Genomic DNA, 25,069 nt, shown 5'->3' with positions numbered 1-25,069 from the left:
TCAAATGAATTTTGTTCAAGATCATCTTGTCTCGCTGGTCATCTTTACCCCCCTGTTGGGAATGGTGGTAGTGGGGTTGATCCCAAGTGACCAGAAACAGGCCATTCGCTGGGCGGCCTTCCTGGCCAGCCTGCTTCCGGCCGGGCTTTCGATTGCGTTGTGGTTCGCCTATGCCGGGGGCGGCGAGGGCTTCCGTTTTCAGGAGCAGGCGACCTGGTACGAAGCCATTGGCGCCAGTTACCACGTTGGGGTGGATGGGTTGGCGGTGCCCATGATTTTGCTCACCGGCTTGCTCACGCCTCTGGCTCTGCTGGCCTCGTTCAGCATCCAGGAGCGCATCAAGCCGTACATGATGTTGTTTCTCATGCTCGAGACCGGCATGTTGGGCGTGTTCGCCTCGCTCGACCTGCTGATATTCTTCCTGTTCTACGAAGTTGGCCTGGTGCCGATGTATTTCCTGATCAACCAATGGGGCGGCAAGGATCGGCGCTACGCCTCGTTCAAGTTCATTGTCTACACCATGGCCGGCTCACTGGGCCTTCTGCTTTCCATTCAGCTCATTGGCCTCAGTGCTGGAACGTTCGACATTGTGCGGTTGATGAACATCTGGCCGTCATTCAATAAAGAGTTGCTACCCGGCATTCTCTCGACGGCGACGATCAAAACGGTAGCGTTCCTGGCTTTCAGCCTGGCCTTCGCGATCAAGATTCCGTTATGGCCGTTCCACACCTGGTTGCCGGATGCTCACACCGAAGCACCCACTGCCGGCTCGATGATCCTGGCTGGCGTGTTATTGAAGCTTGGCGCGTTCGGTTTCCTGCGCCTGGTTCTGCCGCTCTTCCCGGCGCAGGCGCAGGCGTTTGCGCCCGTGCTGGCCGTGCTGGCCGTGCTGGCCATTGTGATGGGCGCGTTCGCCGCTTACGGCCAGAACGACTTCAAGCGCCTCGTGGCTTACTCGTCGATCAATCACATGGGCTTTGTGGTGCTGGGCATTGCCGTGGCCGCCTGGGCGGCTGGCACGTCGAGCGAAACCTTCCGCGAAACCGCCGTCATTGCCGGGACGGGCGCGGTTCTGCAAATGTTCAATCACGGCCTGTCGGCGGCGGCCATGTTCTTCCTGGTCGGCGTGGTGTACGAGCGCTCCCACACCCGCGACCTGAACGAGATCGGCGGCGGCATCTGGCAGTACGCGCCGATCTACGGCGGCATTCTGATCTTCAGTTCCATGGCCTCGCTCGGCCTGCCCGGCCTCAACGGCTTCGTGTCCGAGTTTGCGGTGGTGCGGGGCGCGTGGCCGGTCTTCACCGCCATCACCGCCATCAGTATGCTGGGCCTGCTCTTCACCGGCGCTTACATTCTCAAGGCCATCGGCAAAGTTCTGCACGGCCCCAAGAATCCCAAGTGGGCCGGGCACGGCATGGAAATGACCACCCGCGAAGTTGTGACCATTGCTCCGCTCATGGCCCTGATGCTCCTCATCGGCGTGTGGCCGTGGTGGATAGCGACGGTGATTAATGAGGCGGTGAAACGATTGATAGGGTAAGTTTCTGAAGATTAGAGATCGGAGATTGAGTATCAAAGGGTGAGCGAGAAGGAAAACCTAGAACCAAAGGTGGCGGGCGGATTAGATTGTCTAAAAATAGTAGGTCCCGGTTACTGCGCCTTTTCCTGTTGAGCTTCTTGCTCATCGGAGCGGCGGTCGGCGCAGGACTATGGGCCTCGAGGCAACTGACTGCAACGGAACTTGAAGAGATTTTGACGGTTGGCAGTTGGGGAAGGATTGGGGATTACCCTTTCCCGCCTGGTGGTTCATATGGGTTCGCTGTAAAGTTTTATAAGGATGGAACTTACAAAGTAAGTTGCCCTGATGGAGATGTCTCCTTTAGTAACACTGGTATGTGGATCATAACGGAAGAGCGCAACCATCGGTTTCGTCTTCACTTGAAAGAGATGGGGAACTCCGAATGCTCCATGTTAACTTTTGCCGATCGGGTCTTATATCTTGAATTGAGAGGTCAACTTGTGATCGTGAGAGAGGACAATACGAAGACCTACCTCAAGCATCTAAAGTGACAAACAAGGATCGCTTATGAATTTTCCATTTCTTAGCATCATCACTCTAACCCCCCTCATCGCCGGGTGCTTGTTGTTGCTGTTCCCGGCGGAGCGCAAGAGCGAAATCCGGGTAGCGGCTCTGTCGGCGGCCTCACTCTGTCTGGGCTTGTCGTTGTATGTGTACTTCGGCTACGACGTGGCTGCCGGCGGCTACCAGTTTATTGAGAAGTTCGATTGGATTCCCCAGTTCGGCATCTCCTACCATCTCGGCGTGGACGGCATCAGTAACCCGATGGTTCTGCTGACCGGCATCGTCATCTTCACCGGGGTGCTGATCTCGTGGGGCATTGACGACCGCCCGCGCGAGTTCTTCGCCTTCCTGTTCATCCTGGCTACCGGCGTGTTCGGCGTATTCGTCTCCCTCGATCTCTTCCAATTGTTCTTCTTCTACGAAATCGCCGTCTTCCCGATGTACCTGCTCATCGCCATCTGGGGCTGGAAGGTGACGCGCGAATACGCAGCCATGAAGCTGACGTTGTTTCTGTTCATCGGCTCGGTCTTCTCGCTCGTCGGCGGCTTTGCCATGTATTACGCTGTCGGCAAAGCCACCGGCGTGTACACCTTCGACATGCTCAAGATTTCAGAAGCGCAGGTCGCCGGGGCTTTCAATTTCAACATCACCGTGCCGTTATTGGGTGCGCGCCCTTTTGAATGGGTCTGGTTCCCCATCGTCTTCTTCGGGTTCGCCGTCCTGGGCGGCATCTACCCCTTCCACAACTGGAGCCCCGACGGCCACGTGGCGGCCCCCACTGCCGTCTCCATGTTCCATGCCGGCGTGCTGATGAAGCTGGGCGCGTTTGCCGCTCTGCGGGTGGGCATCATGCTCATGCCTGAAGGCGCGCGAGCCCACCTGCCCTGGATCGTCGTCCTGACTCTCATCAACGTCGTCTACGGCGCGTTCATCGCCATGCGCCAGACCGACATGAAGTACATGATCGGCTACTCGTCGGTGTCGCACATGGGTCTGGTGTCAATGGCCTTTGCCACTCTGAACTACACCGGCTACGTCGGCGGCTCCATGCAAATGTTCGCTCACGGCGTGATGACGGCTATGCTCTTCGCCACCACCGGCATGATCTACGACCGGGCGCACACTCGCATGACGCCCGAACTGGGCGGTATGGCCAAGAAGATGCCGTTCGTGATGGTGGGCTTTGTGATCGCCTGCCTGTCTTCGATGGGCATGCCCGGGTTCGCCGGGTTTGTCGCCGAGTTCCCCATCTTCATGGGCCTGTGGCGGGCCGGGACGCAAACGTCGGACTTCATCGGCAGTTACTATGCCCTCATCGCCGTCGTCTCGGCGATTGCTATTGTGATCACGGCGGCCTACTTGTTGATCTGTGTCCAGCGGGTGTTCTTCGGCGATATTTCCGAGGAGCACGACCACCACGTCGGCGATGTCACCGTGTTGGATAAGGTGGCCATCACCGTGTTGTCGGCCACCATCGTCGCCATCGGCGTCTTCCCGTTCCTCATGGGGCCAATGGTGTCGTCGGGAGTAAATGCGGTGCTCAAACTCCTGGGAGGCGCATAAATGGAAATTCAGACTTTTGAAACGGCGCACCTGCTGGCGCTCGTTCCTGAAATCATCGTCGTCGTGCTGGCGGCAGTCGTCATGGGCCTTGACCTGACTCTGCCCGAAAGCCGCCGCCGCCAACTGGGACTGGTGACAGCCGTCGGCCTGTTTGCGGCGATGGCCGCCGGCCTGATCTTCTCCCAGCCCAATAATGCCCTGATCTTCGGCGGCATGATCCGCAACGACTCCGCCGCCTTTCTCTTCCGCATGTTGTTCATGTTCTCCGGCGCGATCACGGCCCTGCTCAGTTTGGACGTTGAGGGTCTGGGACGCAAGGGCGAATACTACGCCATTCTGCTCGGCAGTGTGCTGGGCATGAACTTCATGGCCGCCGCCGCCGACCTGATCATGCTCTACCTGGCCCTGGAAACAACCTCCATTGGCCTGTACGCGCTGGCCGGGTTTTTGCGTGACGACGACAAGTCGGCTGAGTCGGGCCTCAAGTATTTCCTCTTCGGCGCGCTCACGTCCACGGTGATGCTCTACGGCTTCAGCCTGCTCTTTGGCTATACCGGCCAGACGAATCTGTACGCCATCGCCGAAGCGATTGGCGCGGGCAAAATTCCGATCCTGCCGCTCATCGTGTCGGCGGTCTTGATTGTGGTCGGCCTGGGCTTCAAGGTTGCCATCGTGCCCTTCCATTTCTGGACGCCCGACGTGTACGAAGGCGCGCCCACGCCGGTGACGGCTTTCCTCTCGGTGGCCTCCAAGAGCGCCGGGTTCGCCGCTCTCATCCGCGTCTTCATGGCCGGCCTGCCGGGCATTGCCAGCGCCGCTCTGGGTACGGGCTGGTTGCCGATGCTGATGGCCATGTCTGCGGTGACGATGACAGTCGGCAACTTGTTGGCCTTGCCCCAGCGCAACATCAAACGCCTGCTGGCCTACTCGTCCATCGCTCACGCCGGTTACGCCATGATGGGCATTGTGGCCTTCACTCAGCAAGGCGTGGCGGCGACTGTTCTCTATTTGATGGCTTATGTGCTCACCAATCTGGCCGCCTTCGGCGTGGTGATCTTGTTCGCCCGCGCCGCCGGCTCGGACGAAATTGCCGACTACGCCGGCCTGAGCCGCCGTTCGCCGGGGCTGGCCATGGCCATGCTGGTAGCATTCCTCTCGCTGGGCGGCATGCCGCCGCTGGTGGGGTTTGTGAGCAAGTTCTTCGTCTTCGCGGCGGCCATGCAGGCCGGCCTGGTGTGGCTGACGTTTCTGGGCGTGATCAACTCGATCATTGGCCTGTACTACTATCTGATCGTGTTGAAGATGGTATACGTCAAACCCGCGCCGGAAGGGGCGAGCGCCATCCCGGTTCCCCGGGCCTACGCCTTTGCCCTGGGCTTGTTGTGCTTCGGCATTCTGTTGGTGGGCATCGTGGTCACGCCGTTGTTGAATTGGGCGACGACGGCGGCCTCGACGTTGTTCTAACTCTTTTGCTCGTGATACAATTTCGATGACGCCCGGCAAAGATACAACCCCAACGAATAACACCCAGTACGCTTTGAACCTGGGCCTGGCCGGGTTTGCCGGGCAAGTGGGTTGCTTGACGCTGGTCATTATCATTGTGGCTTTGCTTGGCGGCTTGTGGCTCGACAATCAATTCGGCGTCAAGCCGCTGTTTACAATCTTGTTTCTGCTTGGCTCCGTGCCGATCACGATCTTTGTCATGTTTCGGGTCGCCATGAGCGCCATCTCTAAAATGAAATCCGTTGTTCCGCCCAAAGGAACAGCCACTCAAGAAAAGAAGGAGGAAAACTCTAGTGAGTGACACAACTCATGAAGCGACTGAGCGACGCGTGCCGGTCAAACGCTGGATTGTATTGGTATTGATCCTGTTAGGGGTCTACTTTGCTTTTGGCAGATTATTTCTCCCTGCCGCGATACAACCCCCTACTTGGACACGACCTGTCAGCCCAGCCGTTGTTTTGCCGGGTGAACCAACCGGCTTGTCCATCGCCGGCTTCCCGATCACCAACACTCTGCTTGCCACCCTCGTCGCCGATCTGGCTTTGATCCTGATGGCTTTCGGAGCGTGGCGTTTCGTGAACAGCGGCAGGCTGGTTCCCGAAGGCTTCTACAATTTCACGGAATTTTTGATCGAATTTCTGTGGAACGCCGCCGAGGGCGCGGCGGGCAAGTGGGCGCGGAAAATCTTCCCCATCACCGCCACCATCTTCCTGCTCGTCTTTGCCGCCAACATGACCAAGCTGGTCCCCGGCTTTGAAAGCATCGGGCGGCTGGAGCAGGCGCACGGCCAGACCAAAGGCTACGAGCCGGTTAACCTCTTTGGCTCGCTGTACACGATTGACGGGACAAAGCAGGTGGCTCACGAAGCCGAAGGCGGTGAAGGTGAAGCCGCTGTCGAGGGCGGACATAGCGAAGGCCTCTGCACCTCGTGTGAAGTCGTTCCCTTCCTGCGCGGCGCGCCCACCGACTTGAACTTCACCTTTGCTCTGGCGGTGATTGCTGTGGTAGCCATTCAGGTCTTTGGCTTTTGGGCGCTGGGCGCGGGCTACCTCACCAAGTTCTTCAACACCAAAACGATGTTCACCGTGCCGATGTTTGGCGTCATTGACTTCGGCGTGGGTTTGCTGGAACTGGTTTCCGAGTTCGCCAAGATTCTCTCGTTTGGCTTCCGTCTTTTCGGCAACATCTTCGCCGGGGCGCTTCTCATTTCAATTCTGGGCGCGCTCACGGCAGTTGTTGTGCCAACCGGCCTCTATTTGCTGGAAGTTTTCGTCGGCGCTATTCAAGCCTACGTCTTCTCCATGCTGGCCCTGGTTTTTATCAGCCAGGCCACAGTCAGCCACGGCGGCGGCGAAGAACATCACTAATAACCAATAACTAATAGCTAATCACTAATCGCTGATTTCTCACCATTGGAGGATTTTCTATCATGAATGACCCTGAGACCTTTTTGCATGCAATGCGCTTCATCGGCGCCGGCCTGGCCATGACCGGGGCCATCGGCGCTGGCGCCGGGGTGGGTATCGTCGTCAACGGCGCGGTGCAGGCTATGGGCCGCAACCCGGACGCCACGCCGACCATCCAGACCAACATGATCCTCGGCATCGCCTTCGCCGAAGCCGTCGCCATTTACGCGCTGGCTGTGGCGCTGATCATCGTCTTCGCCGCTTAAGGAGCGACTCATGGAAGCACTTGGTATCAACTTAGGATTCTTCGTCGTCCAACTGCTCAATTTCATAATCCTGGCCGTCGTTCTGTATGCCTGGGCTTACACGCCGATCCTCAAACTGCTGGATGAACGCAAGGCCAAGATCGCCCAGGGGCTGGAAGACGCCCGCATCGCCGGTGAAGCCCGCGCCAACGCCGAGAAAGATGCGGCCAGGATCATCGCCGACGCTCAGGCTGAAGCCGCCCGTAAGGTGGGCGAAGCCACCCAACGCGCCGAGCAGGCCGCCGCCGCTGTGCGCGCCGGGGCTGAGGCCGAGAAGGCTCGCACCCTGCACAGCGCCGCCGAAGAAGCCGAGCAGATCAAGCAGAACGCTCTGGCCGGCCTGCGCCCGCAGGTCGCCGCGCTGGCCCTGGCCGCCTCCCAACAAGTCATCGGCGGCGTTCTTCAGAAAGAAGACGCCTACGCCCGCTCTTTGATCGAAGAATTCTTCAGCGGCGTCAAGGCCGGCAAAGTGACCATGCTCGAAGGCGCGTCTAGCGACGGCGTGGCCGCCGAAGTGACCTCGGCCCTGCCGCTCAACGACGCCGAGCAGGCCGCTGTCAAGCGTGACCTGACCGGCGCGTCGAGCGTTTCCTTCCGCGTTGACCCGGCCATTCTTGGCGGTCTTGTCGTGCGTGTGGGCGACCGCGTCATTGACGGCTCGGCCCGGGGCAAGCTGGAAGGGCTGAGGCAGTCGGTGCAGTAGAAGGTTGAATCTGCTTGTTAAAAAGAGCCGGGGCGCCCGGCTCTTTTTGATTCGCCCTGTTATAATCCTCGCCATGCTCTTATCACAGCTTCTGGCGGCGCTTCCGGCCATTCTCGACCGCGCCCCTAGCGACCCCGACATCACCAGCATCGAACACGACTCGCGTCAGGTAACGCCCGGCGCGCTGTTCGTCGCCCGGCGCGGCGGCACCGTAGATGGTCACCAATTTATCGCGCAAGCTCTTGAGAAAGGCGCAGTTGCTATTGTAGGAGAGGCAGCGGGGCAAATTGCCAATTTGTCCTACGTCCGTGTCCCCGACTCCGCCGAAGCCCTGGCCTGGCTGTGCGCCGCCTTCCACAACTTCCCGGCCCGCAAGCTGGTGATGATCGGCGTGACCGGTACCGACGGCAAGACCACCACCAGCAGTTTGATCCACAGCATTCTCAAGGCCGCCGGACTCAGGGCCGGGCTAATCACAACTGTCAGTGCGGTTATTGGTGATCAGTTATTGGACACCGGCCTGCACACCACCACGCCCGACGCGCCGGACGTGCAACGTTACCTGGCGCAAATGGTGGAGGCAGGCATGACTCACTGCGTGTTGGAGACCACCTCGCACGGTCTGGCCCAACATCGAGTGACGGCCTGTGACTTCGACGTGGCTGTCGTCACCAACATCACTCACGAGCATCTGGATTTTCATGGCTCAGTCGAGGGCTACCGCGCCGCCAAAGCCAGACTCTTTGAGGGCCTGAGTACGGCCTGGGCCAAACCGGGCACGCCCAAGCTGGCGGTGCTCAACGCCGACGACGGTTCGTTTGACTATTTGCAAAAGCGCGTTGCCGTCAACTATGTTTCGTATGGCTTCGACGCCAGGGCCGATGTTCGGGCAGCGAACGTCCTCCATAAATCCGACGGGACACGCTTTGTGGTTGAGCTTAACCTGCCCGGCCTGGAGGGCAATTACACTGCGATACGATCAACGCCTTCGTTCCTGGTTGAGACAAGGCTGGTGGGAGAGTACAACGTCTCCAACTGTTTGGCCGCCATTGCCGTGGGACTGACGATGGGCCTGCCGCCTCAGACGGTGCGCCGGGGAGTGATCTCACTCTCCGGCATCCCGGGCCGCATGGAACGAATCGACCTCGGCCAGGATTTCACCGCCATCGTTGACTTTGCTCATACGCCCAACGCTCTGAAACGGGCGATTGAAGCCGTGCGTCGCGTGTCAACAGGCCGCGTCATCGTCGTCTTCGGCTCGGCGGGCTTGCGGGATGTGGCCAAGCGGCGGTGGATGGGCGAAGTGGCGGCTGAACTGGCCGACTTTACCGTGATCACCGCCGAAGACCCGCGCACCGAGTCGCTCGACTCCATCATGGCCGAATCGGCTGAAGGCGCAACGAGCAAAGGCGGCATTGAGGGCAAAACATTTTGGCGCATCGCCGACCGGGGCGAGGCGATTCAGTTTGCAGTGAACATGGCCGGGCCAGATGACGTGGTGATCGCCTGCGGCAAGGCCCACGAGCAAAGCATGTGCTTTGGCGTCATCGAGTATCCCTGGGACGACCGGGTGGCGATGCGAGCCGCGCTCTCGGCCCGGTTGGGCCTGCGCGGCCCGGCCATGCCCCGGTTGCCCACCAGCAAGCAAGAACACCCATGACCACTTCACGCTTTCGCGCCCTCTCCACCCTTTCGCTCGTCGTCTTGGACGGGCTGACGACCATCCTGGCCTTCATCGTGGCTTACCTCATGCGGGCCGCTATTGAGTTCCCGGCCCCGGCAGTGAACCTGGCCCCGATCACTTCTTATACCGGCCTGATATTGCTTCAAGCCGCCTGCGTATTGTTGGTAATGTTTTTCTACCGCATGTATCACGTGGTGCGCTCGCGCGTGGATCAGTTCTATGCCATCTTTGGCGCGGTGAGCATCGGCTCCCTGCTGGCCGTCTCGCTATCGTCCATCTTCTTCAAGAACACCGCCTTCGAGGTGGACTACCCGCGCGCGACGCTGGCCTATGCCTGGGTGGTGGGCATTGCCCTGGTGAGTTTTGGCCGCTGGGCGCATCAACGTTTTCGCACACGGCTCCAACTGCGCGGCACGGGCCGCGAGCGCGTCCTCATCGTCGGCGCCGACGACGTGGCCCGCGTCGTCCTGCAAAAGATTCAGTGGTCGCCCTACCTGGGCTACGAAGTGATTGGCCTGGTGAACGGCCAGGACTCGCCGCCCGAACTGTTGGGCGTGCCGGTGCTGGGCCACAGCGACGACCTGCCGCGCCTGATTGACCAGCACAACGTTGACGAGGTCATTATTGCCCTGCCTTCGGCCTCGCACGAAGAATTGCTCAAACTGATCGCCGACTGTCAGCGCGGAAAAGTGAGCGTCAAAGTCTTCCCGGACGTGTTTGAGATCATGGCCGCCGGGGTCACCGTTGACGACCTGGGCGGCCTGCCTCTGCTCACCGTCCGTGACGTGGCCCTGCGCGGCTGGAAGCTCACCCTCAAGCGCCTGGTTGATTTGGCCATGAGCGCCGTTGGCTTGGTGCTCCTGTCGCCGCTCATGCTCTTCATCGCCATCCTCATCAAGCTAGACTCGCCCGGCCCGGTCTTCTTCATCCAGGAGCGGGTGGGGCTGGACGGCAAACCCTTCCCCATGCTCAAGTTCCGTTCCATGCGCCGGGACGCCGAGGCCAGGAGCCAATGGACGGTAAAAGACGATCCGCGCCGCACCCGGCTGGGTATCTTCATTCGCCGCTTCTCACTGGACGAGTTCCCTCAACTCATCAACGTCCTGCTTGGGCAAATGAGCCTGGTCGGCCCGCGCGCCGAACAGCCCAAGTACGTCGAAGAATTCCAGCGCCGCATTCCGCGATACATGGAACGCCACCGCGAGAAGGCCGGCCTCACCGGCTGGGCGCAGGTCAATGGCCTGCGCGGCGACACCTCCATTGAAGAGCGAACCAAGTACGACTTGTGGTACATCGAGAACTGGTCAATCTGGCTGGACTTCAAGATTATTTTGCGAACGATGATCCGGGGCTGGGTGGATCCGTCGGCTTACTAAATGGAAGTCTATGAATACGCCACCATGCGTGGCGTTGAGGACAACTACTGGTGGTATCACGGCTTGCGGAGTCTGGTGGTGGGGCTGGCCGCCAGCCACCTGAACGGGCGGTCGTGGATGATGCTTGACGCCGGTTGCGGCACCGGCGGCCAGATGGCCGCCCTGCGACAGAGCTTCCCATCTATCAAAATGATGGGCATTGATATTTCGCCCGAAGCGTTGAAGTTCACGTCCGAACGAGGCGCGCAAAATTTGGCGGCGGCCTCCGCCGGAGAGTTGCCCTACCCGGCCTCGCAATTTGAAGCCGTAGTCAGCCTCGACGTGCTGGACTCTCCCGGCCTCGGCCTGGCAGTCGGCTTGCGAGAGATCGCTCGCGTGCTCAAACCCGGCGGCTATCTTCTCCTCAACCTGCCCGCTTTCCCGGAACTGGCCGGGCAACATGACGTGGCCGTGAAGATTGACAAGCGTTATCGTCTGCCCGAAATTCTGGCTGAACTGAAGAAGGCCGGACTGTCCCCCGTCAAAGCCTTTTACTGGAACTCGGCCCTGTTTCTGCCCGCCTACCTCTTTCGCCGGTTGCGCCGCCGGCCCGAAGGGGAAGCGCCCACCTCCGACCTCTTTCAATTGCCAGCCCTTCTCAACGCTTTGCTGAAACTATGGATTTCGTTTGAAGTCCGCCTCTCGCCCCGTCTCAACATCCCGTTTGGCACTTCGGCCTTTGTGCTGGCTCGGCGTTCGTCTTAAGTTCAGCAGTCTTCTTGTAGAGCGAGTTGCCAACTCGCTCTATCTCCCTGGCGGCTTCGCCCTACTTTAATGCAGTGATAGCCTCAGACGTGCCAACGGCATAACCCGTCGCCTCAGGCGCAATGCGTTTAACCAAACCCGTCAGCACATCTTTCGAGCCAAGCTCGACAAACGCCGTCACGCCCTCGGCGGCCAGGTAACGAATCGACTCTGTCCAGCGCACGGGCGTGGTCAGTTGGCCCACTAGTTCGGCGCGAATAGCGTGGCCGTCAGCCGGGATGGGTTGGGCGGTGGAGTTGGCGATCACCGTCGTCAGCGGGGCCACAAAGGGCAGGCCGTCCACAAATTTGGCGTAGTCGGCAATTACCACTTCCATCAGCGGCGAGTGGGCGGCGATGGAAACCGGCAGTTTGATGGCCCGCTTCGCGCCGCGCGCTTTGGCTAACTCGATGGCTTTCTCCAGCGCCGTGCCGTCGCCGGAGATCACAACCTGCCCCGGCGAGTTGTCGTTGGCCACCTGGACGGTCTTGCCGGTGGCCGCCGAGGCCTCGGCGCACACGTCGGCTAACACGGGAGCATCAAGATTCAAGATAGCGGCCATGCCCCCCGGCGAGAGTTCTCCGGCCCGTTTCATCAATCGGCCTCGCTCGCGCACCAGTTCCAACCCGTCCATAAACTCCAGCGCCCCAGCCGCCACCAGCGCCGTCACTTCGCCCAGCGAGTGCCCGGCCATAAACTTTGGCCTGAACTCGCCCAGCACTTCATGCAACGCGGCCAGAACGGCCATCGAGCCAACGTACAGGGCAGGTTGAGTGTTGTAAGTGTCGTTGAGATCAGCTTCCGGGCCGTTCCAACACAACCCGGAAATTTTGAAATCGAGAATCCGGTCAGCTTCTTCAAAGACAGCTTTGGCGGCGGCTGACGTTTCGGCCAGGGCCTTGCCCATGCCAACCGTCTGCGAGCCTTGACCGGGAAAGAGGAAGGCGGTGGTTTGGGGGTTCAACATCGGGAGACCTCTAAGTTTGCAGAGCGAATTGACAATTCGCTCCACAAAAGACACGGCGTGTTTTCTTGTTGCCAGACCGCCTCGAACAAAAAAGGCCGTGAAAGCTCACGGCCTTTAGCGGCGACGGCGGAGAATTATTTCTTTTCTTTGGCGACGACTTCACGCCCGTCGTAATGGCCGCAGTTTGAGCAGACCACGTGCGGGCGGTGCATTTCACCGCAGTTGGTGCAGGCGACCAGGGCCGGGGCGGTGAGCGCATCGTGTGAACGGCGGCGGTTGCGGCGGCCTTTGGAATGTTTTCGTTTTGGATGTGGTGGCATTGGAATACTCCTTGATAGGCAACCTGCCGGGTTGCCCCTACAAAATGCGTTGCAGGGCGTAAAAAAGCCTGCTGTGTTTCGGCAGGCAACGACGAACATTATAAAAGTGGCCTAAGGCTCTGTCAAGGTGGGGAAGGAGGGACTTGAACCCTCACGCCTTGCGGCACATGATCCTAAGTCATGCCTGTCTGCCAATTTCAGCACTTCCCCGGCGAGGCGATTATAACTCAGAAGGTAACGCTGTCACCTCTCCCCCTCCTCATACTTCCTCGCCAGCTCCCGCCTCAGCACCTTGCCAATGAACGAGCGCGGGAAGTCGTCCACGAAGATGACCAGGCGCGGCACGAGTTCGGGCGGCAGGCGGCGTTTGCAGTAGGCGATCAGCGAGTCGGCAGTCGGGCGCTCCTTTTGCGAGATCACAAAGGCAATGGGCTGGTTGGCGATGGCCACCACCGCCGCCTCTTTCACCTGCGGCACTTCAAACAACACCTCTTCCACGTCGCGCGGAAAAGCCGGTTGCTGGCTCTCGGCTTTGGCCGGATACCACATCTCGGCCTTGCGGGCGATGAGTTGAAAGTAGCCCTCTTCGTCCATCCGGGCCACGTCGCCCGTCAACAGCCAGCCGTCTGAGGTGAGAATGCGGCGCGAGTCGTCGCTCTTGCCCCAATAGCCGAGCATCACCTGCGGCCCGTGAATTGCCAACTCGCCGATCTGCCCCGGCGGCACGTCCTTGCCGCTTGCCAGGTCTACAATCTTGGCTTCAGTGGAGGGCAGAGGGATGCCGATGCTTCCCACTTTTCGTAGACCGTTCAACGGGTTGGCATGGGTAACCGGTGAGGCCTCGGTGAGGCCGTAGCCTTCCACCAGCCGCCCGCGAGTCAGCCGCTCGAACGACTCTTGCACTTCCACTGGCAGTGGCGCTGACCCGCTGAGGCAAGCCTTGATCGAACTGATGCCATATTTGCGCGCGCCGGGGAAGTTGTTGATGGCGACGTACATGCCGGGGATGCCGGGGAAGATGGTGGGGCGCTCGCTCTTGATTGTCTTCAGAACGTCCGTCACTTCAAACGTCGGTTTGAGAATCAATGTTGCGCCCAGCGAGATGCCGCAGTTGAGAGCCGTTGTCATGCCGTAAGCGTGAACAAACGGCAGGCAACACAAGAACCGCTCGCGGCCTTCTTTGGAGGCCGGGAGCCAGTGGCGAGTCTGCAAGGTGTTGGCCACCAGATTGCGGTGCGAGAGCATCACCCCTTTGGGGACGTTGATGGTGCCGCTGGTATATTGAATGACGGCTAAATCGTCCGGCCCCACTTGCACTTCGGGCGACTTGCCGCTATGCGTGTACAGAATCCGGTTGAGCAAGTGCATGCCCGGCTCAAGCGCGAAACCCAGTTGGTGGCCGCTCTCTTTTTCGCGCTTGAGCTTCCAGCCCACATATTTCAACGGCGGCAAATAGTCGCCGGCGTTGGCGAAGATGACGTGCGACAGGCCGGTCCGCCGTTTCACCTCGCGAGCCACGTCGCCAAATTTGGTGAGCGTCACCAACACCTTCGCGTCACTGTCGCGCACCTGCCTCACCAGTTCGTCGGTCTCAGTGATGGGCAGGGTAAACACGGCGGCGGCCCCGGCCTTGAGCGTTCCGTAAAAACAGGTCACCATCTGCGGCACGTTAGGCAGGAGCAACATCACCCGGTCGCCCTTGTCCACGCCGAGCGAGCGCAAGGCGTTGGCAAATCGATTCGATTCTTGATTCAAACGGCGATACGTGATCCACGCGCCTTCGTAATTGAGGGCAATGTTGAGCGGGAAGCGGCGGGCGGCGGAGCGCAAAAAGTGATGCAGCGGGACGCGCGGGACGGCAACAGTGAAGGGGACACCGTCGTCGTAGTGGGCAAGCCAGGGCCGCTCCCGAACCAGCGCCGCCCGGGCCGTAGTGTCGGTGGTGATGTTGGGATCGCGCCACGACTTTTTTGGCTCTTCCAGCGCGCGCTCGATGGCCCGGTTGACGGCCTCGCGCCGCTCCAACATCACCATGTGACCCGACGAGCCGATGTCTTCGTCGTTCGAGCCGGGGATGGCGCGGGTCACTTCTTCAAAGTGCGTGCGCTCGAAGACGTCGTCGCGATGGCCGCGAATGATCGTCGTCGGCACGGTCAGGCTTCGGAACATGCTCCAGCCGTTCCACCTGGAGAGAGTGTTCTCGTGCATGGGCTTGAGCACGTGCGGCGGCGCCGAGAGCTTGCCGCCCGCCAGCGGCGTGAGGGCGCTAATCACCGACACCGGCAGGCTGAGGACAAAGCGAAATAGCGGGCGGATTTTATACTCGCCCGACGAGGCGACGAGAATTAGCTGGGCAATGCGGTCGGGATGGTGGGCGGCGTATTCCGTGACAATGGCTCCGCCGAAAGAGTGGCCGATGAGGACGAACTGACCTTTGACGCCCAACACATCCAGCGCCGTCTCCAAATCTTTTTGAATCTCGGCCATCATGTAGTCGCCGGTTGGCTTGCCGGATTGGCCGTGGCCGCGCAGGTCGAGGGCGACCACACGGTTGGCGTTGCCAAACTTGCGAAGCTGGTATTTCCACTGGCTGGCCTGCCCGCCGAAGCCGTGAATGAAGACCATCGTCCACTGGGGCCGGTCGGGCGCAATATCAATGGCCGAGAGTCGGATGAGGGGGTTGGTGGAAACGCGAATTTCGTGTCGGTAAAGTTCTAAATCAATATCCATTGACGGGTTAGTGAACAGCGTACAGTGAACAGTGGGCGCTGGACTGCCTACTGTCTACTGCTTACTGCCCACTGATTTTCTCCCACAGCGGCGGGCCAAGAATCAATAAACCAATCAGAACAGCGGCAAGGGCGGCGATGAGGACGGCGGCGGCCCCCACGTCTTTGCCGACCTTTGCCAGCGGGTGAATGTCCGGGCTGGCTAAGTCTACAACAGCTTCAAGCGCCGTGTTGACGAACTCGCCCATCCACACTGCCACCATTGCCAGCAAAATGATGGCCCAGTCGCGTCGCTCCAATCCCACCCAAAGGCCAACTATAAAAACAGCAGTCGAGATGATAGCGTGAATCCAGGCGTTGCGCTGAGTTCGTAGAACGTGCCACCAGCCGGCAAAGGCGTGGCGGAAGGAACTTAAACGAGAGGTTGCTCGCATGAAAGAAGCCAGAAGCCAGAAGTCAGGAGGCAGAAGTTATTCTTCCGGCTCCTGCCTCGTGGCTTCTGGGTACGGTTCGGTAATCTCACACCCCAACCCGGCCAGTATCTCCGCCTGCGCTTGCCACATGACTGTTTTTTGCTTCTCGTCGGCGTGGTCATGGCCGAGCAAGTGTAGAACACCGTGAACGGTGAGGAGTTGCAGTTCGGCTTCAACCGGGTGGCCGCCCGTTTCAGCCTGGGCGTAAGCACGTGGATATGAAATGATCACATCGCCAAAATAACGGCCCTGGTCGTCGGGGTCGTCTGAGTCGGAGGGGAAAGAGAGCACATCGGTTGGATAGTCGTGGCCGAGGAACTGACTGTTGAGATTACGCAAGGCCTCGTCGTCGCTGACGGCCAGGCTAAGCGACCCCGAGGCGGCTCCTTCGTGTTTGAGGGCGGCGCGGGCGGCGTCGCGCAAGAGTTTGGCGGCCACGTCGCCGGAGAAGGCTTCGTCAATTTGAATGTGGATGATGTGCTTGGCGTTGGGCATAGTGAAAGCGTCAACTTACCGCCGCTCCACCTCTTCCTCAATCGTCGGCTCCAAATTTTCTTCCGGGTATTTTAGCCGCGAATGGAAAAAGCCCTGGAGCGTTTCGACGAACGACTGGCGGGCAAGCTCCAGCTCGTGCAGGGTCAGGCCGCAGTCGGTGAGTTGACCCCCGGCCAGGCGAAGGTCAATGATAGTTTTGACGATCTTCTCGATCTCATCGGCGTGGCGTGGCAGGTCGGATCGCGATTTGGCCTCACAACCGTCGGCCAGCATGAGCAGAGCGGTCTCTTTGGATTGCGGCTTGGGGCCAGGGTAGCGGAATTTGGATTTATCCACTTTGGAGTCGTCGCCCCCGGCCAGCTTGAGGGCGCGTTGATATTGAAAGTTGGCGATGTTGGAGCCGTGATGCTCGGCAATGCAGTCACGAATGGCGCGCGGCAGGCGGTGTTTGGCCGCCATTTTCAAGCCGTCGGGGACGTGTTGAATGATGCACTGGGCGCTGACTTCGGGCAGGAAGCCGTCGTGCGGGTTCTCGCCTTCGATCTGGTTCTCGACGAAATACTGAGGATGGAGCGACTTGCCAATGTCGTGAAAGAGCGCGCCGACGCGCACCAGCACGGCGTTGGCCCCGATTTGCTCGGCGGCCTGCTCGGCCAGGTTCGCCACTTGCAGGCTATGCTGGTACGTGCCCGGCGCTTGCCTGAGCATGAATTGCAGGAGCGGGTGATTAGGCCGCCCTAATTCGATCAGTTGCAGGGGTGTGGTGATGTCAAAGATGGGGCTGAGGATGAAGAGGCCGGTGAGGGTGACTGAGGCCGAGATCGCGCCGTTGACCAGGCTGGCGATCAACAAAGTCGCCAGGCCGAGGGCGTCACTGTAAGGATCGGCCAGACGGAACACGAGGACGATTCCGGCATTGGCCGCCGAGGCGGCCAACCCGGCCCAGAAGAATGAGTTCACCCGCTCGGCCTTGCCAAGAGTCAGCGCCGACACAATCCCGCCAATGGCGACGTAAACCGTCACGTCGAGCCGCCCGCCGGCCAGAACGCCGACCAGGGCGGCAAGGATGATGGTCATGGCAATGGCGGCGTTGGGGCCGAGGGTGATGGCAATGAGCATGGACAGGCCCGCCGAGGGAAACAGAAACGGCAGAACCGTCCGATCTGGCGCCATGAAGCGAGCGGCGAGCAGGAAGACGAGGAAGAGGATGCCGGGGTAGAGCATCACCCGGGGCGAATAAAAAAAGAGGGGATGGAAGCGGGCCATGTAGAGGCCCATGATGGCGACCGAGATCGCCACCGAGAGCGCATTGCTGACAACATTCTCCCAACGGCTTTCGGGCGCGATCAGGCCCAGCGCATCCAGCGCCTCAAGGTCGGTTTCGGTGACGATGCGGCCCCGGCTGATGACGATCTGGCCTTGCACGAACGACTGTGAGATGGGCGCCACCACCTGGCGGGCGGCGTCGCGGGCGGCGGTGGTTTGGGCGTCGTTGTAGAAAGAGTTGGGAACGATGTAGGGCGTGGCGAGTCGGGTAACGAGGTCGGCCTGGGCCTCGGTGAGGCTGACGCTGACCAGGGCCGGGACTCGTATCTTCGTCTCTTCCAAGCGGTCTTCGCGCACCTGGCCGCTGAGCACGCGCTCGATGACGGACACGGTTTCGGTCTGCACGGCTGACCAGCTTCCTTCGCTCAAGTCGAGCAAGGTTTGGGCCAGGGCGTTGTCAAGGGTGAAGCCGGTGGCGGCGGCCAGGTCGGCCAGCCGTTGCTCCGGCGTGGCAAAAACATCCGCCCGCACCGAGGAGATGTAATCGAACAACCGCCGGGCGTTGGTGACCTGCTGTCGGGCCACCCGGCTGTCGGGCGGGTCGAATACGTCGGGCACAGCTTTGGCGGCGGCCTCGCGCGCGGCAACAGTTTGAATTTGTGAGACGTAGGTGATGGAACGCGGGGCGATGATGTCGGCGGCGGTCACGTCGCCGGCGGCCAGGTTGACGGTGTCGCGGGGCGGGCTGATGGGCGCGGCCAGGATGGTGGTGGCCGCCACGAAGATGGCGCCGGTGATCACCAACAACCAGAGGGCGCGGCGGGTGCGGCCCATACGCCGGACGCCCGGTTGCGATTGCAAAAGATACATTTATTTCTGCGCGAGCAGTTCTTTCACCACGTCGCCCACCAACTTGCTGTCGGCCAGGCCTTTGACTTTAGGCTGAAGCACTTTCATCACCTTGCCCATGTCTGCCGGGCCGGTCGCGCCCACTTCGGCCATCACCGCTTTGGCTTCGGCGCTGATCTCGGCGCGAGAAAGTTGTTTGGGCAGGAAGGTCTCTAAGACGGCGATCAGCGCTTCGCTTTGAGCAACAAGGTCGGGGCGCGAGGCCTTTTGGGCGTCGGCCAGGGCCTCGCGCTGGGCTTTGATCTCTTTGCGGACGATGTTTTGCACATCGTCGTCGGTCAGGTCGGTGCCGCGCTGTTCGACGGCGGCCAGCTTGATTCCGGCGATGATGCTGCGTAGGGCCGTCTTGCGCGTTTCGTCGCCGGCCCGCATGGCGTTTTTGAGTTCGGTTTCGATGGTTTCTTTGAGGGACATGAGGGGAATTATACAATGACGAATGATGAATGACGAAGGCATACATCGTCGTCCTTCGTCGTCTGTCTGTCGTCGTTTTATCCCGGCGGCCAGATCATGCGCCGGCCTCCGAGCAGGTGCAGGTGCAAATGGACGACGGTTTGGCCGCCGTGACTGCCCTGATTGAGGACGAGCCGATACCCGTTTTGGGCCAGGCCTTCGTCGCTGGCGATTTTTTTGGCGGCGGCGAAGAGGGCGGCCAGGATCGGCGTGTGTTCGGCAGTGAGGTCGTTCACGCCGCCGATGTGCTGGTTGGGCACGATGAGGACGTGAACCGGCGCCTGCGGGTTGAGGTCGCGAAATGCTGTAACCAGTTCACCCTGGTGAACAATCCTGGAAGGCAACTCGCCGCTTACAATTTTGCAGAAGACACAGTCGGGCATGAATATGCTCCTTCAGGCAAAAACGAGGATTTACCACCAAGCTACAAAGACTCGAAGGAACACAAAGTTTTCCTTTGTGTGACTTTGTGCTTTAGTGACTTTGTGGTGAAGCGCGCTGGAATTGTAACCTGAAGCGGGTTTTCAGGGGTTGACGATCTTGAGATCGTCGAAGGCCACTTGGGTGTTGGGGTCGTCGAAGGTGCTGGCGAAGAGGCCGATGCGGCCCACCGGCAAATTGGCGTCGGTGAGCTGGCCCAGCAGGACGCCGTTGACGTAGAACTCAAACTGGTCGGAGCGGGCCACGAGGCGTAACGTGTTGGCGGCGTGGCCGGTTTGGATGGCCGGGGAGGCCGTCAACTCGGCGATGGGCAACCATTGATCTTTCAGGCGGCGGCTCACGCCCCACAACCCATCGCCCGAAATGTCGAAGCGGTAGAAATTCTCTTCATCAATGTAACGAAAGATGATGCCGTAGCCGTTCGCCAACCCGCCGCTGATCTGAGCCGTGGTGATGGTGAGATCGAAGTTGGCGAGGTTGATGGCGGCCACCGAGAAGCCGACGGTGGAGGCGCGGGTAATGGTCAGAGCCAGTTTCCCGTCGGCGATGGCGGCGGCCGCCCCGTTCTCGTCGGCGAAAGTTTCCCAGTTGCCGGCGTCCTGCGAGAAATCGTCTGTGAACAGATCGGCAGTCTTGATGGGCGTGGGAGTCGGGCTGGCGCAGGCAGTGAACAAGGGGAGGAAGACAAGCGGTATTAAACGCCAAAAGGGTTTCATGGTTAACGAGACGAAGCCAGGGAATGGGTGAGTTCAGGGTTGAGTGACGGCCAGGTTGTCGAAGCGAACATCTACCTCAGGTTCGTCAAACGAGCCGGCGATCAGGCCAAGTTTTCCAGTCTTGAAATCTGTATCCTTAGCTTGTGCAAGTTTTGTGCCATTGATGGACAGGGTGAGGGTGTCGCCGATGCAGGTGGCGGTGAGGTGGTGGGCCGCCGGGCCGGGCGGAATGATGTCGGAATATTCGTAGACGGCGCTGTTGAGAAGCATGCTCGCGCCCTCTTTATATTTACCGATGCCGTAGTAGCTGTCGGCGCTGATGACCAGGAAGTAGAAGTTCTGGTCGTCCTGATAGCGGCAGATCAGGCCGAAGAGATTGTTATCAGGGCCGCCAGCGGTGCGGGCGTTGACGTCAATCAAGGCGTCGCCGAAGGCAGGAGCGCCGACCGACCAGACGTTGAGGTTGGCGGTGAAAATTTTGATCTGGTATTCGCCGTCAAGATAATCGGTGGTAGCGTCGGCGTCCGATCCGCGGTTCCAGCCGCTCTCGGTTTTGGCAAAGTCGTCGGCGAAGAGGACGTCGCCGGATTTGAGTTGGGGCTGGCAGGCGGCGAGGAGAGCAATGAACAATGAGGCAATGAACAATGAACAATGAGGCAATGAACGACGAAGCCAGGCTCCGAAGAGGCCTCTGGCTTCTGGCTTCTGACTTCTGGCTACTGGTTTCATGGCGTGGGTGAGGGGCCGCCGAGGCGGGTGGTGAGGGCGCGAATGGCGGCTTCGGCGATGGGGCCGCCAGCGTCCAGGCTGGCGGCGGCGTTGAGGGCCTGCCGGGCTTCGTCGGGCCGGTTGGTGTCGAGATACATCAGTCCCAGATGAAAGTTGATGCGAGCCGAGCGCCCGTCGAGGCTTTGGGCCTTGAGCAAAAATTCTTCGGCGAACTTGAACGAGCCGTTGAGGTAATAAGCGTAGCCGAGCGCGTCGTTGGCTTCGGCCAGGTTGGGGGCCAGCTCGTATGCTTTTTGGGCGGTGGCCAGGGCGGCGTCTTCGATTCGAATCTCGTGATCCAGATAGAACTGCGACAACAACACCCAGAAGTTCGCATCCTCTGACGCAACGTTGACGGCCTGGATGTACCAGCTTTCGGCCTCTTGCAAATTATTGAGTTCGGCGTAAGCACTGCCCAGTTCGGCGGCGGCGGCGGCGTTGGCCGGGTCGAGGTCGAAGGCGCGTTTGAGTTCGGCAATGGCGGCATCGTTGTCGCCTTTGCGGCGATGATGCAAACCAAGCAGGTAGTGAGCCAGCGGCAGAGTGTCGTCGAGGGCCAGGGCGCGTTCGTAAGAATCCAGCCCGTCGCCGCCCAGCCGGTCTTCGGCCAGGCCCAGGTAAGCGTGGGCTTCGGCGAAGTCGGGCCGGTCGCTCACGGCGTTGAGCAGAGACGCTTTGGCCAGCGGATACTCTTGCAGGCCGATCAAGGTATAGCCGATGACGCCGGCCATGTAAGCCGGATCATCGGCGTCCAGCCCGGCGGCCACGGCCTGGCTTAGGCTTTCGGCAAATGGTTGAACCGACTCATCCAAACCGGCGGCCAGCGCCAGGTGGGCCGGGGCCGAGGGCGGATCGATCACCGACAGGACGACGCCGAAACGATATTGGGCGAAAGCGTTGTCCGGTTCGAGGGCGACGAGGGTTCTGAGGACGGCGGCGGCTTCGGGGTAGCGGCCTTTGTTTTCGTAGACTCGGGCCAGCTTGGTGAGCAGAGCGGTGTCGGTCAGGTGGTCGGGCAGGGCGGTCTCCCATTCCGTCACCGCCTGGTCGCTCAACCCCTGGCCCTGATAAGCATCGCCGAGAGCGATGTGTAGTTCCGGCGTCCACCCTTTGAGGCTGGCAGTTTTTTGCAGGGCGGTTTGGGCGGCGGCGTAGTCGCCCACAGCCAGGGCGGCGAACCCGGCGCTCTGCGCCCAGTCGGCGTTCCAGGGCTGGCGAGCGTAAGCATCGCTGATCGCCCGGTACGAGTCGCCGGTGAAGCTGGTTGAGCCGCGCAGGACTCGCCAATCGTCTTGCAAAGGTTTCCAGTTAGGCTGAATGTTGAGCAGGAGGACAATGAGGAAAGCCAGGCCGATTTTGAGGGCCGGGTGTTTGCGAAGCGACATCATGCGGCAATTATACCAACCCGGCATTACAATTTTTTTACAGCCGCATTGTTGCGATGTAACACGGCTGAGGAGAATAGAGTGCAAATCAACGCAAGCCCTAAAGGAGACTTTTACAATGACCACTCGAAACAAATTTCTCAGCCTGATCTTGGTGCTGGCTCTTTTGCTGGTGTTGGCCGGCCCGGCCTCGGCCCAGACTTCGGGCGCAGGCTCCATCACTTGCGACGGCGACGGCACGCTTGTTTTCACCGGCGACTTTGCCACGTTGTCGCTTTCTGCCGACGCCGGCGCGCTGGTGTACTCCAAGCCCGACAGCGGCTCAATCGCCATATCCAGCGGCAAGACCTTTGTCAAGCATTCAGCCAACGGCAACATCACGATTTACGTCGGCAGTGGAAGCGGCACGGCCAAGAACGTGAAGAACATCAAGCTCACCCTGAGCGGCGCGAACGGGCACCTGGAAGCTACAGGCAAGGGCAAGCTGGCCGTGCGCGGCGAAGGCTCGTGCGTCACCGGCGGCGGCAAGACTTATGCCTGGAAGTCTGCCAGCGACACCACAATCACGGTTGCGCCCTAAAGCGAACGCATATGTGAAATGGAGTAGATTACGGCAAATTCCAACAACCTCGCAGTGATATAATCTGGGCGCGGCCTTACCAGAGGCCGCGCTCAAATTTTTATTTCAGGAGGCCTCTCTTGCATATCGTAGTTTGCACCAAACAAACGCCCGACACCGCGGCCAAAGTCGAAGTGAAAGACGGGCATGTCACCTGGGGCGATTCCGGGCTGGTCGTCAACCCGTGGGACGAGTACGCAGTTGAAGAAGCAATCCGGCTCAAAGAAAAACACAACGGCAAAGCCACGGCTCTAAGCATGGGGCCGGAAGGCGCGAAGGAAACTCTCAAGACCTGTCTGGCGATGGGATGCGATCAAGCCATTCTGATCTCCGACCCGGCGCTGAAAGGCTCGGACACCGCCGCCACTGCCACCGCCCTGGCCGCCGCCATTCAAAAGCTGGGCGACGTGGACATCGTCGTCTTTGGCAAGCAAGCCATTGACGGCGACACCGGGTTGACCGCCGTGGCTGTGGCAACCAAACTCGGTTGGACGCCCCTCACTTATCTTTCCAAAATTGAGATTGATGCCGCCGCCAAAACGGTTGCCGTCGAGCGCTCGCTCGAGGAAGGCAAGCAACTCTGCGTTGCCAAACTGCCCGCCGTCGTCAGCGTGGTCAAAGACATTAACGAGCCGCGCTACCCGTCGTTCATGGGCATTCGCAAGGCGGCCAAAGCCGTCATCCCAACCTGGTCGGTCGCCGACCTGGGCCTTGACCCGGCCAAAGTGGGCGTGGCCGGCTCGTCGGTGACCTGGCCCGAAATCTACCCGCTTCCGGCGCGCGAGAGCAACGTCGAGATCATTGACGGCTCCCCCGAAGAGATCGCCGCCAAACTAGCCGACAAGCTGATTGCGGAGAAAGTCATTTAGGGCGACAGACGACAGACGACAGATGAAGGGCGCTTAGCCTTCGTCATTCGTCACTCGTCACTCGTCATTCAACCTATGGCAAACATTTGGGTTTACATTGATCAATTCAAAGGCGCGGCACTGTCGGCGTCGTGGGAATCGTTGGGGGCGGCGAAGAAACTGGCGGGTGACATGAGCGCCAGTGTGACGACATTGGTATTCGGCCATAATGTTGAAAGCGTGGCCAAAGAAGCGTTTGAGTATGGCGCAGATGCAGTAACATTGTGTGACGACGGGACTCTGGCCGACTTTCGGGCACGGCCTTACGCGGCCCTGCTCGCCAAACTGGCCGCCGACTCAACCCCGGACGTGATCGCGGCCCCGAACACCACGCGCGGGCGCGACGTGATGAGCATGGCGGCCATCACCCTTAACACCTCGGCCATCGCCGACGGCATTGCTTTGAACTACAAAGACGGCTTGGTTTACGTCACTCATCCGGCTTATGCCGGCAAACTGCTTAGCACGGTCGTGGCGAAAACAGGGCGCTCGTTTCACTCGCAATTCATCACCCTGCGCCCGCGCGCCTTTCCCAAGCCGGAACCAACAGCGGGCAAGAGCGGCGCAATTACGAAAGTAGAGGCTGTTCTCAAAGAAGACGAGATTGCCACGAAGGTGACGGGCTACTCGATTGAAGAAGGCAAGGTGAGTCTGGCCGACGCCAAGATCATCGTCTCGGGCGGGCGCGGTGTGGGTGGCCCCGAAGGCTTTGCCCCCGTGCGCGAACTGGCCGAGGTGCTGGGCGGGGCGATGGGCGCCAGCCGCGCCGCTGTGGACGCAGGCTGGATTCCTTACGCACACCAGGTCGGCCAAACGGGCCGCACCGTTGCCCCCGACTTGTACATCGCTTGCGGCATCTCCGGCGCGATCCAACATCAGGCCGGAATGCGAACCTCGAAAGTCATCGTCGCCATCAACAAGGATGCCGAAGCGCCGATCTTCAAGCTGGCCCGTTACGGCGTCGTCGGCGATCTGTTCAAAATTGCGCCTGCGTTAAGCTCAGAGTTTAGGAAGAGGTTGGGGAAGTAGCGCTGTCACTTACCAAAACTTGACTGCCCTGGTGTTGAATATGAGCTATCATGTTCAAGCTTGCCAGGGCAGTTTGTTTTTTAGGACGCAGATGAACGCGGATTTTCGCTGATAACTTTTTGGTGGTTTTATCTGTGTTCATCTGCGAAATCTGCGTCCTGATTTCTTTACCCTGAGTAGTC

The 25,069-nt window shown here is 60.1% G+C and carries 24 protein-coding genes and 1 tRNA gene; 13 read left to right on the top strand and 12 right to left on the bottom strand.

Annotated features, from left to right (window positions below; genetic code table 11):
• Positions 1-4: 4 nt before the first annotated feature.
• From HYZ49_08915 to HYZ49_08870, 10 genes are all read left to right on the top strand, one after another.
• Entirely contained in the window at positions 5-1,543 is a 1,539-nt protein-coding gene (locus HYZ49_08915; protein ID MBI3242399.1) for an NADH-quinone oxidoreductase subunit M, read from the top strand.
• 546 nt (positions 1,544-2,089) lie between these two features.
• Positions 2,090-3,649: an NADH-quinone oxidoreductase subunit M gene (locus tag HYZ49_08910; GenBank protein MBI3242398.1), complete on the top strand. Its 1,560-nt coding sequence runs from the start codon at positions 2,090-2,092 to the stop codon at positions 3,647-3,649.
• A complete protein-coding gene (locus tag HYZ49_08905; protein ID MBI3242397.1) occupies positions 3,650-5,113 on the top strand; it encodes an NADH-quinone oxidoreductase subunit N in 1,464 nt (487 codons plus the stop codon). It begins immediately after the preceding gene.
• 25 nt (positions 5,114-5,138) lie between these two features.
• Positions 5,139-5,453, top strand: coding sequence for an AtpZ/AtpI family protein (locus tag HYZ49_08900; GenBank protein MBI3242396.1), 315 nt, complete (start codon positions 5,139-5,141; stop codon positions 5,451-5,453).
• Between the two features lie 157 nt (positions 5,454-5,610).
• The gene (locus HYZ49_08895) at positions 5,611-6,519 is read left to right on the top strand and encodes a F0F1 ATP synthase subunit A (GenBank protein MBI3242395.1); all 909 of its coding nucleotides are present in this window, start codon (positions 5,611-5,613) and stop codon (positions 6,517-6,519) included.
• A 62-nt stretch (positions 6,520-6,581) separates the two neighbouring features.
• Entirely contained in the window at positions 6,582-6,824 is a 243-nt protein-coding gene (gene atpE / locus HYZ49_08890) for an ATP synthase F0 subunit C (GenBank protein ID MBI3242394.1), read from the top strand.
• Between the two features lie 10 nt (positions 6,825-6,834).
• Positions 6,835-7,566, top strand: coding sequence for a F0F1 ATP synthase subunit B (gene atpF, locus HYZ49_08885; GenBank protein MBI3242393.1), 732 nt, complete (start codon positions 6,835-6,837; stop codon positions 7,564-7,566).
• 73 nt (positions 7,567-7,639) lie between these two features.
• Positions 7,640-9,226, top strand: a complete 1,587-nt coding sequence (locus HYZ49_08880; protein ID MBI3242392.1) for a UDP-N-acetylmuramoyl-L-alanyl-D-glutamate--2,6-diaminopimelate ligase — start codon at positions 7,640-7,642, stop codon at positions 9,224-9,226.
• On the top strand, positions 9,223-10,626 hold the full coding sequence (locus HYZ49_08875; GenBank protein ID MBI3242391.1) for an undecaprenyl-phosphate glucose phosphotransferase: 1,404 nt from the start codon (positions 9,223-9,225) through the stop codon (positions 10,624-10,626). The genes HYZ49_08880 and HYZ49_08875 overlap by 4 nt, the downstream gene beginning before the upstream one ends.
• The gene (locus HYZ49_08870) at positions 10,627-11,370 is read left to right on the top strand and encodes a class I SAM-dependent methyltransferase (protein ID MBI3242390.1); all 744 of its coding nucleotides are present in this window, start codon (positions 10,627-10,629) and stop codon (positions 11,368-11,370) included.
• A gap of 61 nt (positions 11,371-11,431) precedes the next feature.
• On the opposite strand, the gene fabD is transcribed toward HYZ49_08870, so the two are convergent.
• The 12 genes from fabD to HYZ49_08810 form a co-directional block, all read right to left on the bottom strand.
• On the bottom strand, positions 11,432-12,376 hold the full coding sequence (gene fabD / locus HYZ49_08865; protein MBI3242389.1) for an ACP S-malonyltransferase: 945 nt from the start codon (positions 12,374-12,376) through the stop codon (positions 11,432-11,434).
• A 134-nt stretch (positions 12,377-12,510) separates the two neighbouring features.
• Positions 12,511-12,696 (bottom strand): 50S ribosomal protein L32, encoded by a 186-nt coding sequence (gene rpmF, locus HYZ49_08860; protein MBI3242388.1) that lies wholly within the window; start codon positions 12,694-12,696, stop codon positions 12,511-12,513.
• Positions 12,697-12,824: 128 nt separating this feature from the next.
• A tRNA-Leu gene (locus HYZ49_08855) sits at positions 12,825-12,906 on the bottom strand.
• Positions 12,907-12,939: 33 nt separating this feature from the next.
• Positions 12,940-15,426, bottom strand: a complete 2,487-nt coding sequence (locus HYZ49_08850) for an alpha/beta fold hydrolase (GenBank protein MBI3242387.1) — start codon at positions 15,424-15,426, stop codon at positions 12,940-12,942.
• Positions 15,427-15,487: 61 nt separating this feature from the next.
• Positions 15,488-15,859 (bottom strand): diacylglycerol kinase family protein, encoded by a 372-nt coding sequence (locus HYZ49_08845; GenBank protein ID MBI3242386.1) that lies wholly within the window; start codon positions 15,857-15,859, stop codon positions 15,488-15,490.
• Positions 15,860-15,895: 36 nt separating this feature from the next.
• Entirely contained in the window at positions 15,896-16,393 is a 498-nt protein-coding gene (ybeY, locus tag HYZ49_08840; protein MBI3242385.1) for an rRNA maturation RNase YbeY, read from the bottom strand.
• A 15-nt stretch (positions 16,394-16,408) separates the two neighbouring features.
• Complete coding sequence (locus tag HYZ49_08835; GenBank protein ID MBI3242384.1) at positions 16,409-18,529, bottom strand: HDIG domain-containing protein; 2,121 nt, start codon at positions 18,527-18,529, stop codon at positions 16,409-16,411.
• Positions 18,530-18,982 (bottom strand): GatB/YqeY domain-containing protein, encoded by a 453-nt coding sequence (locus HYZ49_08830; protein MBI3242383.1) that lies wholly within the window; start codon positions 18,980-18,982, stop codon positions 18,530-18,532.
• 77 nt (positions 18,983-19,059) lie between these two features.
• A complete protein-coding gene (locus HYZ49_08825) occupies positions 19,060-19,404 on the bottom strand; it encodes a histidine triad nucleotide-binding protein (GenBank protein MBI3242382.1) in 345 nt (114 codons plus the stop codon).
• A 141-nt stretch (positions 19,405-19,545) separates the two neighbouring features.
• Positions 19,546-20,178, bottom strand: a complete 633-nt coding sequence (locus HYZ49_08820; protein MBI3242381.1) for a hypothetical protein — start codon at positions 20,176-20,178, stop codon at positions 19,546-19,548.
• A 33-nt stretch (positions 20,179-20,211) separates the two neighbouring features.
• Positions 20,212-20,808 (bottom strand): hypothetical protein, encoded by a 597-nt coding sequence (locus HYZ49_08815; GenBank protein MBI3242380.1) that lies wholly within the window; start codon positions 20,806-20,808, stop codon positions 20,212-20,214.
• 95 nt (positions 20,809-20,903) lie between these two features.
• Positions 20,904-22,334 (bottom strand): tetratricopeptide repeat protein, encoded by a 1,431-nt coding sequence (locus HYZ49_08810; protein ID MBI3242379.1) that lies wholly within the window; start codon positions 22,332-22,334, stop codon positions 20,904-20,906.
• Positions 22,335-22,449: 115 nt separating this feature from the next.
• Between HYZ49_08810 and HYZ49_08805 the strand changes: the two genes are divergently transcribed.
• The 3 genes from HYZ49_08805 (at position 22,450) to HYZ49_08795 (ending at position 24,887) form a co-directional block, all read left to right on the top strand.
• Entirely contained in the window at positions 22,450-22,911 is a 462-nt protein-coding gene (locus HYZ49_08805; protein MBI3242378.1) for a hypothetical protein, read from the top strand.
• Positions 22,912-23,030: 119 nt separating this feature from the next.
• Complete coding sequence (locus tag HYZ49_08800; GenBank protein ID MBI3242377.1) at positions 23,031-23,819, top strand: electron transfer flavoprotein subunit beta/FixA family protein; 789 nt, start codon at positions 23,031-23,033, stop codon at positions 23,817-23,819.
• Positions 23,820-23,894: 75 nt separating this feature from the next.
• The gene (locus tag HYZ49_08795) at positions 23,895-24,887 is read left to right on the top strand and encodes an electron transfer flavoprotein subunit alpha/FixB family protein (GenBank protein MBI3242376.1); all 993 of its coding nucleotides are present in this window, start codon (positions 23,895-23,897) and stop codon (positions 24,885-24,887) included.
• Positions 24,888-25,069: the final 182 nt, after the last annotated feature.

This window comes from Chloroflexota bacterium, from assembly GCA_016197225.1.
GTDB lineage: Bacteria > Chloroflexota > Anaerolineae > Anaerolineales > VGOW01 > VGOW01.
Note: the sequence above shows the minus strand (reverse complement) of the source record. Positions and strands in the feature narration are given on the sequence as shown.